We start from the raw sequence: 15,841 nt of genomic DNA on the forward strand, positions 1-15,841 counted from the left end.
CCGCGCCGCGCATACTGGGGCCGTGGTTCGGATCGACACACCGCTGCGCCTGAGCGGACTGGTGAGCGCCTGGCGATGGGACGCCTCGTCGGCGCTGGTCGTCGCGCTGCTGGGCTTCGCCTACGCGACCTGCTTCGTGCTCGGCCGCCGCCGCGGGGAACAGCTTCCGGTGAGCCGGGCCGTGTACTTCGGCGTCGCGGGGCTGGGCGTGTGGCTGTACACCGGCCTCGGGATGCCCGGGGTGTATTCCGACACCCTGTTCTGGGTGCGCGCGCTGCAGGTGCTGTTGCTGCTGTACGTGGTGCCGTTCGCGCTCGCGGCCGGAGCGCCGTTCACCGTGTTGCGCGCGGCGCTCGGCGAGGCGGGGCGGAAACGCCTGGACGCCATGCTCTCTGGTGACGTGGCCCGGCTGCTCACCCATCCGGCCACCGCGTCGATGCTGATCCTGCTGCTGCCGTGGGCGCTGTTCCTCTCGCCCTGGTACGAGGCGGTGTTGCGGCACGGCGCGGTCGACGCGGTCACGCGAATCCTGGTGGTGGCCATCGGGTTTCTGTATTTCTACTCCCGCTTGCAGATCGATCCGGTGCCACGGCATTTCACGCAGGGGCTGTCGCTGCTCATCACGGTCGGGGAATCGCTCGCCGACGGCATCCTGGGCATCGTGCTGTGGCTGGGCCCGCTCGTCGCCGCCGGGTACTACGGTTCCCTCGGCCGCACCTGGGGACCGGATGTCCGCCTGGACCAGACGATCGGCGCGGGCATTCTCTGGCTGCTCGGGGATCTGCTCGGCCTGATCTACTCCCTGGTCGTGATGCGGCGATTCGCCGACGACGAGAAGCGGGAGGCGGGCGCGCTGGACGCCGAACTCGATGCCGACGAACCGGTCTCCACGGGACTGTGGTGGGAGCACGATCCGCAGCTGCGGGAGCGCTTCCGCCGCTGATCGAACGGCCCAATTGTGGCCTGCGTCACCGGTTCTGGCGCTGAGTGATATTCGCTATCAAAGGAGCATTTGCAGCTATTTCTCAGTACTTTCTTATTGGACGCCCGATCAGGATGCTCGACCTGCGTCCCCTCCGATCTTCCGGGCCAACCCGGTGGAATCCCGCCCGTAAGAAAGCCAGAAGTCATGCAGTTCAGCAAAATCGCAGCCACCTCCGCGCTGGTCATCTCGGCTCTCGGCGTCACCGCCGGTGTCGCCTACGCCGACCCCGCTCCGGCTCCGGCCCCCGTGCCGGTCCTGCCCTCGCTGATCGACGGCGTGAACCAGGGCATCAACCAGGTTGCCCCCGCCATCCATTGGAACGCCCGCATCGAGGGCAACGCCATCGTCGTCGACACCGACCGAGGTTCGATGACCACCGACAACGGCCAGCTCCAGGTGCGCGACGACAACGGCATCGTGGTCGCCGCGGTCCCGCTGTCGTACACCGTCGATGATCTCGACTACCCGATCCAGGCCGGTGTCGAGGGCCTGCGCGCCACCCTGACCCCGAGCACCGATCCGGCCGCCGCGCGTCCGACCAACCTGCCGCTGCATCAGGTCACCAGCGACCACCAGGCCAGCTTCGATGACGCGGTCTCGGCCGCGGCCACCGAGTTCGGCCTGGCCACCGCCATCGGCACCCTGGTCGGCACCGTCATCGGCGGCACCCTCGGCTTCCTGATCGGCGGCCTGGCGGGCGGCGGCGTGCTGTCCATCCCCGGCGCGCTCGCCGGCGCCGCGACAGGTATCACGCTGGGCGCCGCGGCCGGTCTGGTGCTGGTCGGCGTGCCCGCCGCGATCATCGTCGGCATCATCTTCTTCAACCGCATCAACAACCCGGCCGAGCAGTAGCCGGTAGTTCGCGCACCGCGGCCCGCGGCCATGCCCCTCGCGAGGGGTGTGACGCGGGCCGCTTCGCGTTCTGGAAAGTTGCTCAAGTCACCGAACAGATGATCGGCAAACACTCTCTTTACGCAAACCATACGTTCAGGACCGTTTTTGCCACGATTTGGCAACAAATAGGCAACATTTGCTGGCTTATCTTGTCTCGGGTGCTCGATGAGGACCTCGCTCCCGTGAGGGAAGCGCCCAGTCAAGAAAGCGACGAAAAGTAATGCGTTTCAAGAAGTTTGCTGCCACCTCGGCTCTCGCCATCGCGGCCGTCGGCATCTCCGCCGGTACCGCCGATGCCGCCCCGGCCGCCGCCCCCGAGGGCATCCACTGGGATACCAAGATCGAGGGCGCTTCCGTCGTTCTGAAGACTGACGCGGGCTCGCTGACCACCGAGAACGGTCAGTTCCAGGTGCGCGCCGCCGACGGCGCGGTCGTCACCCAGTTCCCGCTGAGCTACGTGACCGGCGATGTGGCCCACCCGGTCGCCGCCCAGATCGACGGCAACACCGCGACCCTCACCCCGAACCTGGACCCGGCCGCCGCCTTCCCCGCCCCGGCGCTGCCCGCTCCCGCGCTGCACGACGTCGCCAGCCAGGCCGACCAGGACGCCGCCATGTCGGCCGCGGTCAACCAGTTCGGTCTGTCCACCTCCATGGGCACCCTGCTCGGCACCGTCGTCGGCGGTGTCGCCGGTTGCGCGCTCGGCGCGGTGGGCGGTGCGGTCGCCGGTGTGGTGATCATGTCGGTGCCGACCGGCATCGCGGGCTGTGTCGCCGGTGCGGCCATCGGCATCCCGCTGGGCGCCGCCTCGGGTCTGGTGCTGACCGGTGTGCCCGCGGCCATCGCCGTCGGCATCGGCCTCTACAACCGCATGAACGCGCCGGACTCCGCCCCGGCCAACTGAGGCGCCTCGCCTCGACGCCGCGGTGAGAACCCGGCGGACAAACCAATTCGGTCCGGATCGCTCAGGGGCGATCCGGACCGAATGTCGTTGTGGGGCTTCGCGACTAGCGCGGGCGACGCGACAGGATCGAGTCGCGGATCAGGATGACCGCCAGGCCCGCCGCGAACAGCACGAGCGCGATGTAGCCGATATTGCCGGTACCCGACGAGCTGCCCTGCTGGTTCTCGAACAGCATGGTCAGCAGGATCACGACGACGACCCAGCCGGCGATGCGGAAGGTCCGGCGGGACTCGCCGCTCCAGCCCCACGCTGCGGACGGAACCTCGGCGGTGTCGACCTTGGTGACGACCTCAGAGGGGTGCGCGGGTTCCAGTTCCGTGGCGGCCACTGTGGCTCCTTTACGGCTCGAATCGATTGCTGGCCAATATCGTGACATACGACCCAGCGTCGTAGCGACCAGGGGGCGGGGGACAATAGGCGCGTGTCCGACGTTGTGAGAGTTCTGCTGCTGGGCAGCACCGGTTCGATTGGTACGCAGGCACTGGAGGTGATCGCCGCCAACCCCGACCGCTTCGAAGTGGTGGGGCTCGCGGCGCGCGGGGGTAACACCGAACTGTTGGCGAGCCAGATCGCGGCCACCGGCGCCACCAATGTGGCGGTCGCCGACGAGGCCGCGGCCGCCGAACTCGGTGTGGCGCTGGCCGGTCCGGACGCCGCCACCGAGCTGGTGCGCCGCACCGACGCCGACGTGGTGCTCAACGCGCTGGTCGGCTCGCTCGGACTCGGGCCCACCCTGGCCACCCTGGAATCGGGGCGGCGGCTCGCCCTGGCCAACAAGGAATCCCTGGTGGCGGGCGGCTCGCTGGTGACGCGGGCGGCCACGCCGGGGCAGATCGTGCCGGTGGACTCCGAGCATTCGGCGCTGGCCCAGTGCCTGCGCGGCGGGCGCGCCGACGAGGTGTCGAAACTGGTGCTCACCGCCTCGGGCGGGCCGTTCCGGGGCTGGACCACCGAGATGCTGGAGTCGGTGAACCCGTCCGAGGCCAAGACCCATCCGACCTGGTCCATGGGCCCGATGAACACGCTGAATTCGGCGTCGCTGGTGAACAAGGGCCTCGAGCTGATCGAGACGCACCTGCTGTTCGGCATCGGCTACGACGACATCGAGGTCACCGTGCACCCGCAGTCGATCGTGCACTCCATGGTCACCTTCAAGGACGGCTCGACCCTGGCCCAGGCCAGCCCGCCCGATATGAAACTGCCCATCGCGCTGGCCCTGGGCTGGCCGGACCGGGTGCCGGGCGCGGCCGCCGCCTGCGACTTCTCCACCGCCTCGACCTGGACTTTCGAGCCCGTCGACAACGCCGTGTTTCCGGCCGTCGAGCTGGCCCGCACCGCCGGGAAGGCCGGTGGCTGCGTGACCGCGGTCTACAACGCCGCCAACGAGATCGCGGTGCAGGCGTTCCTGGACGGTCTCATCCGATTCCCCGACATCGTGCGAACCGTTGCGCGCGTCGTGGAGTCCGCCGACCGCTGGGCCGCCGAACCCGGTAGCTTGGACGAGGTGCTCGCGGCCGATACGTGGGCGCGTGACACCGCTCGCACGATCGTGCGCGGCTGACTGCAGGAGAGGGCTCGTAACCGGATGGTCTACGCGATCGGCTTCGCACTGTTCGCCCTCGGGATCACGGCCTCGGTCGCCCTGCACGAATGCGGTCACATGTGGACCGCGCAGGCCACCGGCATGAAGGTGCGACGCTACTTCATCGGTTTCGGGCCCAAGATCTTCTCGTGGCGGCGCGGCGAGACCGAATACGGTCTCAAGGCGCTGCCGCTGGGCGGCTTCTGCGATATCGCGGGCATGACCGCCCTCGACGAGCTCGAGCCCGAGGACCTGGACCGGGCGATGTACCGGCAGGCCACCTGGAAGCGCCTGCTGGTCATGTCCGGCGGCATCCTGATGAACTTCCTCATCGGCTACATCCTCATCGTGATCCTCGCTGTCGGCTGGGGTCTGCCCCGCTTCGATCAGCCGCCGGAAACCCAGCTCGGCAAGCTCGGCTGCGTCTCCGACATGACCGCCGACCAGAAGCTGATCGACTGCACCGGCACCGGTCCCGCCCAATCGGCGGGTCTCCAGCAGGGCGACAAGGTCACCAAGGTCAACGACGTCCCGATCAAGACGTGGAAGGAATTCCGCGCCGAGACCGAGAAGCAGACCGGCCCCTTCACCTACACCTTCGAACGCGACGGCAAGACCATGACCGCCCCGGTCACCCCCAAGATGGCGGTCGTCTACCCGGAGAAGAACGGCACCCCCAAGACGGTCGCCAAGGTCGGCGTCGGCCAGGACTTCTACGGCCCGGTCCAGTACAACGTCCTCGCCGCCGTCCCCGCCGCCGGCGCCTTCACCGGCCAGATCGCGGTCCGCACCGTCGAGTCCCTCGCCCAGATGCCGTCCAAGGTCGTCGACCTCTGGCATGCCGTCACCGGTGGCACCCGCGACCCGGAAACCCCGGTCTCCGTCTACGGGGCCTCCAAGATCGGCGGCGAAACCGCCGAACACGGCCTCTGGTCCATGTTCATCCTGACCCTGGCCTCGCTGAACTTCTTCCTCGGCGCCTTCAACCTGCTCCCGCTGCTGCCCCTCGACGGCGGCCATATGGCGGTGGTCATCTTCGAGAAGCTCCGCAACGTGTTCCGCAACCGCAAGGGCCTCCCCGACGGCGCCCCCGTCGACTACCTGAAGCTGTTGCCCGCCACCTACGTCGTGGTGGTTCTCGGCGGCGCGTACATGATCCTCACCCTGGTCGCCGACATCGTGAACCCGGTGAAGCTGTTCCCCTGACGAGTTGGCTGCGGTCAGGCGCGAACCACGTCTGACCTCCACTCGGAAACACGCACCGCGGCAACGTCGTAGCCGACGGAGGAAACTCGCCAGCAGATCATCGACGCCGCCGCGGGCGGTGCGTGATTTCGTTGGCGAGCGGCGCAGTGGCCCGGAGCGCACTCGAGTGAGACGCGAGATGCGACCGGCCGCAACCGGATCCCTCAGGGGCGCTCGTAGAAGCCGTCGATACGGCCGCGGGCGTGGGCTCGGGCCACGGCCAGGACCTGCTTGGGTTTGACCGAATCAACGGGCTTGCCCTCGACATCGGTGAGGGGTTCGGTCAGCGCGAAGATCTGGAACGCGTAGCGGTGTGGGCCGTGTCCCTTGATGGGGGAGGGGCCCATGTAGCCGCGGCCCCAGTCGGAACGCAGCAGTCGGACTTCGGCCGGTGCCGTGGCCTTACCCAGTGCGCCGCGCGGCAATTCGGTGACCGTCGGTGCGAGCAATGCGACGCAATGCACGAAGGGCGCTGAGCCGGGGGCGTCCGGGTCTTCGATGACCAGAAGCAGTTGCGCGGTGCCCTCGGGCGGGGCCGACCACGCCAGCGCCGGAGACTCGTCCTTGCCGCCGATCCGCTTCCCGGCATGGACCTCCGGCAGAGTCGACTCGTGTGCGAAATCCGCACTGGTGACAGTGATTTCCGTGGACGCGGACAGTCCCGGCCGATTCCAGGCCAGCCCCGCGTCGCCCGCGCGCCGATTCTTCAACAGCTTGCCGAGCAGTGCCATTCGGTTCTCCCTGTGTGCTGGTGGGTTTCAGAGCTTGCGGTCTTCGGGGGAGGTGAGCAGTGGTTCCGCGAACCGCCAGATCTCCTCGGCCCCACCGAATTCCATCGTCGAGTTCGTGCCCGACACGCCCGCATGCGCGGCCATCCACCATCGGACCCTCTCCGAATTAGTACAGTCCAACTGCGCAGTCTTCCTGTACTTTATGGAGTCGCCATCTCCCTGTCCCAGGTGTCGATCCTCAAACGCCTCGACCGAGACGGCCCCGCTACCGTCGCCGACCTCGCCCGCGCCGACAAGATCCGCCACCAGTCCGTCGCAACGGCCGCATCCACCCTCATCGAGCGCGCCCTGATCCGCCGCACCACCGACCCCACCGACCTCCGCCGCAAACTCCTCGAACTCACCCCCGCCGGCCGCGATCTGCTGACCGAACGCCGCGAGGCCGGCTCCGGCCACCTCGCGACCTCCTCGACGAACGCATGACCGCAGCGGAGCGGCAGCAACTGTCGGAGGCACTGGCCCTGCTCCGTCGCCTCATCGACTGACCTGCCGCATGTCGAATCCATCGGCCGGGATCAATGCGGCAGGCTGGGCAGCCGCTTGCGAAAACCACTGGCATTCAAGGTGACCGAATGCTCTCCCAGATTCCTGCGGTAGGCGGCACGCTTCTGACAGGGTGCCGAAGGGTACTGTCGGCGGCGGCCACGCTTACCAGGCTCCGGGCCCCCTATCGGCCGTCGGCATCCGCGACAACGATGGTCCCCCGTTTTCCGAACACCCTCCGCGTGGGGAGAAGTTGTGTGCCGGCGCAGTGCACGGGTGCGCCAGGCTGCGCCCGCTGGGTTCGATCTCGGCTGTAGACCCCGAGAATCGGCTCGAACGTAGCCCGCCGTTGACCTTGAATGCCTACCATGGCGCACGTCGGCCCCCTCTGCGTGGGGAAGACCCCTCGGCATTGACCCTGGGCCTTCGTGGCATTCCTCGCGCGCGGTCGACCTCGGGATACACCGCCGCCGCGAGTTGCGAATCCAGCCCGCCTGGTGAGATCCGGCGTCGGGCCAGAGATTCGGAGGTGCGCCATGACAGCAACCCCACGCGAACCACGCGGTGACAGGCTCGCGCGCCGGCAGCGCGAGATTTTGGAGCATCACGATGATGCGACCGTTCGACCATCAGAAAGGTTCAGCAATGTTCGCAATGACCAGGCAAACGGTGGCCCGGGCCGTCCTCGCCGGTGCGATTGCGGTGGCTCCGGTCACCGCCGTGACCGTCCCGACCCAGGCCGATGTGGTCGACAACTACGCCCCCACCCCTGTCGATCAGCACTGGGACCACAGCTGGGAGAGTAAGCGCTTCCTGTTCCCTCCGGGCTGGGGCATCCCTCCGGGATGGTTCAAGCATCTACTGCCGTTCGAGTTCTTCGATTGGTTCGATTGGGACTAGTCGGAGCCCTCATAACGACCGCCGGCGCCGACACTCACACGCGGACGCCGATGTTGCGATGCGCCCGCACGCATGGCCGGATTGCTGAAATCCGCCGTGGGATAAGGGCCGCCCCGATCGACGGTCCGCTCCCGGTGCAGGTCGGGAAGACCTATCGGGTAACGAGCGACCTGAACGACAATTCGGGGGCAACGACGATGCCCACCCTGACGGGCTCGGCCGGGAACTACGTGTACGTCTACGACAACGGCCAGTGTGTCGCCTCGGACATCATCGGCATGAGCGGCACCAGCCTGAAAGGTCTGAGCTGGACGCCGATGACCCCCGGCACGCACACCCTGCAGTTCAAGCAAGGATGGAATGCGAAGACCCTGACAGTCACCGCCGAACCTGCCCCGCCGGGTACGCCGACCCCACCTCCTTCGAGCGGCTGCGATTCCACATGCAGCATCGGCTGAACGTGGCGGTTCGGGCTGGGCTGGCGTTTGCCAGCTCATCGTTTCCGAACATCTCGGTGGACGACGACGAAGCGCTGCCCTCGCCGCCGGTCGCTCCGGCGGGGCCTACTCCACCAACGGCTGTCGAGATGCCCGCGCAGGTCATCGCGGCCGGTTGGTATGCGCCGCCCGACGGCACAGGGCAATTGCAGTGGTGGAACGGGACGATCTGGACGGCTGACCGTCGACCGCGGCACCCGCAGCATGATCCGGCCACGTGCGAGCGGTGCGGGCGGGCGAGGGCGGTGCGCCGAGCCGGTGGCACACCACTGAGCCGGAACTTCGGCCAATCAACGGCTCTTCCAACGGTTGTCGCGTCGCCGTGTCAATGGTGTCAGCGCGAGGTCCAGCATCTGATGGATACCTGGCGAGGTCAGGCGTGGCAGGTGCTGACCGATGACGGACCGAGCGGTGCGCGGTGGGACGGACTCTGGGTGATGCTTCGGTTCCATATGGTCAGCGAAGCCACCGGGCGCGAAGCTCTGCGATCGCTGGCGATCGCGCATCTGGAGCGAATGGTCGCCTTCGCCTTCGCTGACAACCAGATCGATCAGCGGGAACTCGACGACTTCGAACGGACGGTCTCCGAGTTGCGGGTCACCGCCGATCTGTCCGACGCGGAGTCGCTCATTCATGGTCTGCGGCAACGGATGCTTCGTGGCCGGTCACTCACCGAGGTCCGGGCCGGGGACCTTCCCCGGCTGAGCCGTCCCGACCTACACCTCGCGATGGACGAATTGCTGCATGTGGATGTCGACGCGACGCAGATACGATTCCTGGCCAACGGTCCGAAGCAAACCACGGGACGCCTGCTCGGCAGCAGCAGCAAGCTGCGTTTCATCGGGACCGGCACCGGAACCGAACTGGCGTGGGCCAAGATCGTTGCCATTCGGCACGAATACGACACGGTCGTGATCGATGCGACGACAGCCCGGGGCGGTGGCAGCTACCGGGTGCGCGATGCCGAGTACGTCGCCGCGGTGCTCGAGGGTGCGCTACGCGTCGCGAAACGCCTGGTGCTCGCGCCAGGACAACGCGACTCCCGCGCGATCCCGCAGGAGGTGAAGTCGCGGGTCTGGCAGCGTGACGGTGGGAAATGTGTCGAGTGCGGCGCGCAAGAATATCTCGAGTTCGACCATGTCATTCCCTGGAGCCGAGGCGGTGCGACCAGCATCGACAACCTTCAGATCCTGTGCCGTGGCTGCAATTTGGCCAAGGGCGCCAGAATGTGACGACGTCCCCGTCATGATTGTCAGTATCTCCGGTTCGAGAGTGTTTCCAGCCAAGGATGGCCGAGGTGCACTTGCGGCAGCCACATGGACAGTCGAGATCGCTGTGATCGGTCCAATGCGGGGAGCACGGCCCGGAAGTCTGCCTCGTCCTCGGCTCTCCGGGCTTTCGCCTTGAACAGGAGTACGACCTCGGGGATTGCGTAGGGGATGCCGTCGGGAGTCCGCAGGACCAGCTCGTCGTACGGCAGTCCCCCTGCACAACCGCCACCGCCGGTACGGCCGGCCACGGCCACACGCCTCAGGATTGCAGCGCCCGCACCCAACTACTCGGGATTGCCGCTCAGTGAGGCACCGGGCCGACCGGTCGGCGTCTCATTGCGCCATTTCGCGCAGGAGCGTCCGGCAGAGGCGGTCGGCTCGGCGGGTGGTTTCAGGCTGGCGGAACTCCGGGGTGAGGGCCAGGACCTGGGCGCAGGCGGTGTCCAGGTCGATCAGATGGCCGACTGAGACGAAGACCGGCTTCACGCCGGTGCGGGTGCGGAGGGCTCGGCCTACCGGGTCGCCGTCGATGGTGATGACGGAGGAAGAGCCCCGGTCGGGGCCCGGTTCCTCGTAGTCGCCCCAGGCGTTCTTGGCGACGCCGAGGGTGGGTATGCCGGTCAGCAGGCCCAGGTGGCAGGCGAAGCCGAAGCGGCGGGGGTGGGCCAGGCCCTGGGAGTCGCAGATGATCAGATCCGGTGTGACGGTGAGGTTTTCCAGGGCCGCCACCGTGGTGGGGAGTTCGCGGAAGGCGAGCAGGCCGGGGACGTAGGGGAAGGCGGTGGTGCCGCGGGCGGTGGCGGCTTCTACGGTGTCGAGGGTGGTTGCGTCGAGAATCACGATGGCGGCGGCCACATTTCCGTGGTCGTCGTAGGCGGAATCGACGCCGGCGACCGTCCGGAACTGCGGTGGCCGGGGGTTCGCGGGAATCACCGCGTTGCGTAGCCGATCTTGAAGTGCCACTGCCTGTTCCGGTGTGGACGGCCAGTCGCCGGGATTCGCTACCTTCACTTCTCGGAGCGTAAACCTTCGCGTCGATTGCTACGAATATGAACTGTAGGTCCCGGCCGCTTCCGAGTCCCGCTTCCGGCGCGGGTACCGTTGTCGCCGCCGTCACAGGGCGACCGGTATTCGAGCCTCGGTAAGCTCGGAGCCGGTAAGGGTGAGGAATCAGTGGAAAGTAGGCAGCCGATCGTGAGCAGTGCCATCGCATTGGGGATGCCGGCCGCACCGGCGGCCGTCCTCGCACCACGGCGCAAGACGCGCCAGCTGATGGTGGGCAATGTCGGAGTGGGGAGCGAGTTCCCCGTCTCGGTTCAGTCGATGACCACCACCAAGACCCACGACGTCAACGCCACCCTGCAGCAGATCGCGGAACTGACCGCGTCCGGCTGCGACATCGTGCGCGTCGCCTGCCCGCGTCAGGAGGACGCGGACGCCCTGGCGACCATCGCCAAGAAGTCGCAGATTCCCGTGATCGCCGACATCCACTTCCAGCCGCGCTACATCTTCGCCGCCATCGACGCCGGCTGCGCCGCGGTGCGCGTCAACCCCGGCAACATCAAGGAGTTCGACGGCCGCGTCAAGGAGGTCGCCAAGGCGGCCGGTGCCGCGGGCATCCCGCTGCGCATCGGCGTCAACGCCGGTTCGCTGGACAAGCGACTGCTCGAGAAGTACGGCAAGGCCACCCCCGAGGCGCTGGTCGAGTCCGCGCTGTGGGAGGCCGGCCTGTTCGAGGAGCACGGCTTCGGCGACATCAAGATCTCGGTCAAGCACAACGACCCGGTGATCATGGTCGAGGCCTACCGCCAGCTCGCCGCCCAGTGCGACTACCCGCTGCACCTGGGCGTGACCGAGGCCGGTCCGGCGTTCCAGGGCACCATCAAGTCCGCCGTCGCCTTCGGCGCGCTGCTCAGCGAGGGCATCGGCGACACCATCCGGGTCTCGCTCTCGGCCCCGCCGGCCGAGGAGATCAAGGTCGGCTCGCAGATCCTGCAGTCGCTGAACCTGCGCCCCCGCAAGCTGGAGATCGTCTCCTGCCCGTCCTGCGGTCGCGCCCAGGTCGACGTCTACACCCTCGCCAACGCGGTCTCCGCGGGCCTCGAGGGCATGGAGGTCCCGCTGCGCGTGGCCGTCATGGGCTGCGTCGTGAACGGCCCCGGCGAGGCCCGCGAGGCCGACCTGGGTGTCGCCTCCGGCAATGGCAAGGGCCAGATCTTCGTCAAGGGTGAGGTCATCAAGACCGTGCCCGAGCACCTCATCGTCGAGACCCTCATCGAAGAGGCCCTGCGCATCGCCGAGGAGATGGGCGACGAGGCAGGTTCCGGCGCCCCGGTGGTCACCGCGGGCTGATCCACCCCGATCGACACGGCCCGGCCCGCGCGACAATCGCGCAGGACCGGGCCGTCGCTGCCTCCGATCCCTCTGGGCGCGTGATATTTTCGCTGGTCGCCGGGCGGCTGGTGGCAATCTTGCGGCGCGCGGCGGGAAGTTCTGGCAGGCTGTGAGCGTGCGGAGTGTGCTGGAGCCGACTCGCCGGGGCCGGACATCCGGGGCCCGTCAGCTCGCGAACCGCGACCTGGCGCAGGTTCTGCGTGTGCTCGACACCGATCCCGTGGCGACCTGCATGGTGGCCGCGCGCCTGCAGGAGTTCGGGCTGGATCAGCGCGGCGTCTACGGCGAACTGTGGAGCCGGGGCGGACCGGGGGACTCCCTGTGCTTCTCGGGGGCGAATCTGGTGCCGCTGCGCGGCGGCCGCGAGGATCTGCGCGCGTTCGCGGAGAAGGCGATCAAGAACCCGCGGCTGTGCTCGTCGGTGGTGGGGCGGCGCGAGCTGACGCTGCCGCTGTGGGAGTTGCTGGCCGGGCACTGGGGGCCGCCGCGGGAGCTGCGCGCGGATCAGCCGCTGCTCGCGCTGGATCGGCCCGCGGGCATCGCCCCGGATTTGCGGGTGCGCCGGGTGCGGCCCGAGGAGATCGACCGGTACCTGGTGGCGGCGATCGCCATGTTCACCGAGGAGATCGGCGTCGACCCGCGCACCGGGGACGGCGGACGCAGTTATCGCCGCCGGGTGGCGGGGCTCATCGAATCCGGCCGGGCCTGGGCGCGTTTCGAGGACGGTGAGGTCGTCTTCAAGGCGGAGGTCGGCGCGTTGTCGCGGCGCACCGGGCAGATTCAGGGCGTCTGGGTCCATCCGGACAAACGCGGCGAAGGGTACGGGACCTCCGGCACCGCCGCCGTGGCCAATGTGGTGGTGTCCTCCGGGCGCACGGCCAGCCTGTATGTCAACTGCTACAACGAGGTTGCGCGCCGCGCCTACGCGAAGGTCGGTTTCCGGCAGGTCGCCACATTCGCGACAGTGCTGCTGGATTGACCGAATTTCGCGTGATATTGGTGTGAAATCCGTTCCGGTGCAGTGTGTCGCACCGGTTTGCCAGTAGTTGGCTCCTAGCATCGGATCCGATGTCAACTCGGGTCTTCTCCACGCTGATCGCCGCCGCGGTCGCGGTCGCCGCGGCCGGCTGCTCCTCGGGTCCCCAGGGTCCCGCCCAGGCCGCCGAGGCCTTCGTCTCCGACTTCGCCGACCACGATGTGGACGCGGCCGCCGACCGCACCAGCCAGCCCGAAAAGGCCCGCGCCGCACTCGGTTCGGCGTGGGACCAGTTGCAGGCGGAGAAGCTGGTGGCGACCACCGGCGCGGCGCGGATCACCGGCGACACCGCCATCGTCGACTACACCTACGAATGGCATCTGCCGAAGGATCGCGTCTGGACCTACCAGGGCCAGTTGCAGATGGGCCGCGCCGGCGGCCAGTGGCAGGTGCGCTGGTCGGCCGCCGACATCCACCCCCAGCTGGGCAATACCCAGACGCTGCAACTGCGTTCGAACCCGGCGCCGCGGGCCCGGGTGAACGAACGCTCCGGCGGGGACGTGCTGGTGCCGGGCGCGCTGTTCCGGGTGCAGTTCAAACCGTCCGCTTCGTCCGATCCGAACGGCGTCAGTATCGCGCTCGCGAATGCCTTGCGCCGCTTCGACGAGAAGATCGACGCCGCCACGCTGCTGCGGACCGCGCGCCGCGCCGACGGCCCCTACACCGTCGCCCAGCTCTCGGAATGGGAGTTCGGCGAGGTCGATTCGGTCCTCATGGGCCTGTCCGGGGTCACCTTCAACAAGGAATTCGACCTGGTCCCCACCGACCGCCACTTCGCCCCGGATCTCATGACCCAGATCCGCAAGACCGTCATCGACGAGGTGGACGGCAAGGCGGGCTGGAGCGTGGTGACCGTCAACGCCAACGGCGTCGACACCGACGTGCTTGAGGAGGTGGATCCGCAGACCTCCCCGTCCTTCTCGCTGAGTGTCGACCGCTACGTCCAGAACGCCGCGCAGCACGCGGTGGACGTCCGCAAGGAACAGGCCATGATGGTCGTGGTGCAGCCCTCGACGGGCGCGATCCTGGCGGTCGCCCAGAACGAGGCGGCCGACAAGGACGGTCCGGTGGCCGCGACCGGTCTGTACCCGCCGGGTTCGACGTTCAAGACGGTGACCGCCGCCGCGGCCATGACCGCGGGCCATGCCACTCCCGACACCGTGGTCCCGTGCCCGAGTCAGATCGTGGTGGGGGAGCGCACGATTCCGAACTACGACCTGTTCAGTGTCGGCAGCGTGGCCATGGCGACCGCCTACGAGCGGTCCTGCAACACGTCCTTCGCCAAGCTCGCCTCCGAACTCGAGGGCGACGATCTGCGCACGGCCGCCGCCGCGCTCGGCCTCGGCCTGGACTACACGATCGCGGGCCTGCCGACGGCCTCGGGTTCGGTGCCCGCCGACCACGATCTGGTGCAGCGCGCCGAGGACGGCATCGGGCAGGGCAAGGTGCTGGCCAGCCCGTTCGGGATGGCGTTGGTGGCGGCGACGGTGGCGCACGGTTCGGCGCCGACGCCGTATCTGATCGCGGGTCATCAGACCCAGGTGTCGGGGGACCGGCCGCAGTTGAAGCCTGAGGTTATCGACGGTCTGCGGTTGATGATGCGCAAGGTGGTGCTCGGCGGTACGGCCGAGCGCATCGTCGATCAGGGCGAGGTGTACGGGAAGACCGGTGAGGCCGAGGTGGACGGCGGTTCGCATTCGTGGTTCATCGGATACCGCGGTGATCTGGCCTGGGCCACCCTGGTGGTGCGAGGCGGCAGTTCCGACCACGCCGTGGCGGTGACCCGCGATATGGTCGCGGCCCTGCCTGACGGGTATTGAGGCTTATCGAGGAAGGGGTCTCCGAGCGCTCGGGGGTGAAGTCAGCGTCCGGTGTAGCGGCCGTCGACCTTCACGCATGCGGCGGACTGGATCTCACCGACATTGTCGGTCACGAATCGCTGGTCGGCGAGGGGCCTGACGGGTGGTCCCTCGACGGATCCGTCACCGAGCATCTCGGTGACACCGGCGCCCGCGAGAATCATGCCCGCGGTGGTGACTAGCAAAAGGGCCGAGCGCTTCATATCCCGCTCCCTTGTTTTGGGATGAGTAAGGAGACCCGAACGGTGTGGATTCGGTGATCCGGTCCTCGATTAGGAGTTGGCTGACTGTTTGCCGATGCATGAAACGGTAATCGGTGACTTTTGCCGAGGCAAGGCGTATGTGTGCTGCCGCACTCCGCTTGCGGCGAAGAACGGCAGGTCGCGGCCACTATCCGACCGTAAAGTTTACTGTCAGTTCGTGCGCTGCAGGGTGGCTGCCAGATGATGCGTGAGAGGTTGCTCGACGGCAGCCATGCGCAAGGAGTAGTCGAGAGTGTCGCCTGTGACGGTGATGGTCCGGCCCAGCGCGGTCACCGACTTCGCGCTGCTGCTCATCCCGATCGAAGTGGAGTCGAGTTCCAGGCGCAGCTCGCCGTCCTCGCGGACCAGCCGGCCCTCGCAGATCTCGGTGATGCCGGTGGGGTGGGCCAGGATCAGTTCGATCCGGTCGTCGGGCAGCGCGCGCAGATAGCCGGTCTCGGAGTGCATGGGGCGGCTGCCGTCGGCGGCGCGGGTGCGCTGCCGGTAGGTCAGGAAGGGACGGCCGACATGGCCGAAGTGCACTTCCTCCAGGTACTCGAACGAGTCGATGGTCGGGTATTCGCCGCGGCCGCGGCCGCGCCAGGTGCCCAGCAGCGGGGCCAGGTGGGCGATATCGGGGTGGGGCGCGACGGCGGTTTCGGGTTCGAGCACGGCGGACAGCTTAATCCGCCGGGCGC

At 68.0% G+C, this 15,841-nt stretch carries 17 protein-coding genes; 12 read left to right on the plus strand and 5 right to left on the minus strand.

The window, feature by feature from the left end; translation table 11 throughout:
• The first annotated feature begins 22 nt into the window (after positions 1-22).
• The 3 genes from ACFV4K_RS06195 (at position 23) to ACFV4K_RS06205 (ending at position 2,783) form a co-directional block, all read left to right on the plus strand.
• Positions 23-943, plus strand: a complete 921-nt coding sequence (locus tag ACFV4K_RS06195; RefSeq protein ID WP_379272494.1) for a cytochrome c oxidase assembly protein — start codon at positions 23-25, stop codon at positions 941-943.
• A gap of 186 nt (positions 944-1,129) precedes the next feature.
• Positions 1,130-1,837 (plus strand): hypothetical protein, encoded by a 708-nt coding sequence (locus ACFV4K_RS06200; RefSeq protein WP_379272495.1) that lies wholly within the window; start codon positions 1,130-1,132, stop codon positions 1,835-1,837.
• A 262-nt stretch (positions 1,838-2,099) separates the two neighbouring features.
• Positions 2,100-2,783: a hypothetical protein gene (locus ACFV4K_RS06205; RefSeq protein ID WP_379272497.1), complete on the plus strand. Its 684-nt coding sequence runs from the start codon at positions 2,100-2,102 to the stop codon at positions 2,781-2,783.
• A gap of 103 nt (positions 2,784-2,886) precedes the next feature.
• Here the strand turns inward: ACFV4K_RS06205 and ACFV4K_RS06210 are convergent, their stop codons facing one another.
• The gene (locus tag ACFV4K_RS06210; protein ID WP_379272498.1) at positions 2,887-3,171 is read right to left on the minus strand and encodes a DUF2631 domain-containing protein; all 285 of its coding nucleotides are present in this window, start codon (positions 3,169-3,171) and stop codon (positions 2,887-2,889) included.
• 93 nt (positions 3,172-3,264) lie between these two features.
• Here ACFV4K_RS06210 and dxr point away from each other — a divergent pair, with 93 nt between their 5' ends.
• Positions 3,265-4,404 carry a 1-deoxy-D-xylulose-5-phosphate reductoisomerase gene (gene dxr, locus ACFV4K_RS06215; protein WP_379272500.1) on the plus strand — a complete coding sequence of 380 codons (1,140 nt, stop codon included), beginning with the start codon at positions 3,265-3,267 and terminating at the stop codon, positions 4,402-4,404.
• A 24-nt stretch (positions 4,405-4,428) separates the two neighbouring features.
• Positions 4,429-5,631 carry a M50 family metallopeptidase gene (locus tag ACFV4K_RS06220; RefSeq protein ID WP_379272502.1) on the plus strand — a complete coding sequence of 401 codons (1,203 nt, stop codon included), beginning with the start codon at positions 4,429-4,431 and terminating at the stop codon, positions 5,629-5,631.
• Positions 5,632-5,834: 203 nt separating this feature from the next.
• On the opposite strand, the gene ACFV4K_RS06225 is transcribed toward ACFV4K_RS06220, so the two are convergent.
• Entirely contained in the window at positions 5,835-6,401 is a 567-nt protein-coding gene (locus ACFV4K_RS06225) for a YbhB/YbcL family Raf kinase inhibitor-like protein (protein WP_379272503.1), read from the minus strand.
• 132 nt (positions 6,402-6,533) lie between these two features.
• On the opposite strand from ACFV4K_RS06225, the gene ACFV4K_RS06230 reads away from it, so the two are divergent.
• The 4 genes from ACFV4K_RS06230 (at position 6,534) to ACFV4K_RS06245 (ending at position 9,573) form a co-directional block, all read left to right on the plus strand.
• On the plus strand, positions 6,534-6,884 hold the full coding sequence (locus tag ACFV4K_RS06230; protein WP_379272505.1) for a MarR family transcriptional regulator: 351 nt from the start codon (positions 6,534-6,536) through the stop codon (positions 6,882-6,884).
• Between the two features lie 705 nt (positions 6,885-7,589).
• Positions 7,590-7,844: a hypothetical protein gene (locus ACFV4K_RS06235; protein ID WP_379272507.1), complete on the plus strand. Its 255-nt coding sequence runs from the start codon at positions 7,590-7,592 to the stop codon at positions 7,842-7,844.
• A 134-nt stretch (positions 7,845-7,978) separates the two neighbouring features.
• Positions 7,979-8,302 carry a hypothetical protein gene (locus ACFV4K_RS06240; RefSeq protein ID WP_379272508.1) on the plus strand — a complete coding sequence of 108 codons (324 nt, stop codon included), beginning with the start codon at positions 7,979-7,981 and terminating at the stop codon, positions 8,300-8,302.
• Positions 8,287-9,573 (plus strand): HNH endonuclease, encoded by a 1,287-nt coding sequence (locus ACFV4K_RS06245; protein ID WP_379272510.1) that lies wholly within the window; start codon positions 8,287-8,289, stop codon positions 9,571-9,573. The genes ACFV4K_RS06240 and ACFV4K_RS06245 overlap by 16 nt, the downstream gene beginning before the upstream one ends.
• Before the next feature lie 372 nt (positions 9,574-9,945).
• Here the strand turns inward: ACFV4K_RS06245 and ACFV4K_RS06250 are convergent, their stop codons facing one another.
• Positions 9,946-10,623 carry an endonuclease V gene (locus tag ACFV4K_RS06250; protein ID WP_379272512.1) on the minus strand — a complete coding sequence of 226 codons (678 nt, stop codon included), beginning with the start codon at positions 10,621-10,623 and terminating at the stop codon, positions 9,946-9,948.
• Positions 10,624-10,830: 207 nt separating this feature from the next.
• Between ACFV4K_RS06250 and ispG the strand changes: the two genes are divergently transcribed.
• From ispG to ACFV4K_RS06265, 3 genes are all read left to right on the plus strand, one after another.
• Positions 10,831-11,964, plus strand: coding sequence for a flavodoxin-dependent (E)-4-hydroxy-3-methylbut-2-enyl-diphosphate synthase (gene ispG, locus ACFV4K_RS06255; protein ID WP_379272542.1), 1,134 nt, complete (start codon positions 10,831-10,833; stop codon positions 11,962-11,964).
• A 157-nt stretch (positions 11,965-12,121) separates the two neighbouring features.
• On the plus strand, positions 12,122-12,985 hold the full coding sequence (locus tag ACFV4K_RS06260) for a GNAT family N-acetyltransferase (RefSeq protein ID WP_379272514.1): 864 nt from the start codon (positions 12,122-12,124) through the stop codon (positions 12,983-12,985).
• 89 nt (positions 12,986-13,074) lie between these two features.
• A complete protein-coding gene (locus ACFV4K_RS06265; protein ID WP_379272515.1) occupies positions 13,075-14,862 on the plus strand; it encodes a penicillin-binding transpeptidase domain-containing protein in 1,788 nt (595 codons plus the stop codon).
• 41 nt (positions 14,863-14,903) lie between these two features.
• Here the strand turns inward: ACFV4K_RS06265 and ACFV4K_RS06270 are convergent, their stop codons facing one another.
• Both ACFV4K_RS06270 and ACFV4K_RS06275 read right to left on the minus strand, forming a co-directional pair.
• On the minus strand, positions 14,904-15,104 hold the full coding sequence (locus tag ACFV4K_RS06270; protein ID WP_379272517.1) for a hypothetical protein: 201 nt from the start codon (positions 15,102-15,104) through the stop codon (positions 14,904-14,906).
• A 210-nt stretch (positions 15,105-15,314) separates the two neighbouring features.
• Positions 15,315-15,824 carry a peroxynitrite isomerase gene (locus tag ACFV4K_RS06275; protein WP_379272544.1) on the minus strand — a complete coding sequence of 170 codons (510 nt, stop codon included), beginning with the start codon at positions 15,822-15,824 and terminating at the stop codon, positions 15,315-15,317.
• Positions 15,825-15,841 lie beyond the last annotated feature (17 nt).

Origin of the sequence: Nocardia sp. NPDC059764 (genome assembly GCF_042732555.1) — a bacterium.
Classification (GTDB): Bacteria; Actinomycetota; Actinomycetes; order Mycobacteriales; family Mycobacteriaceae; genus Nocardia.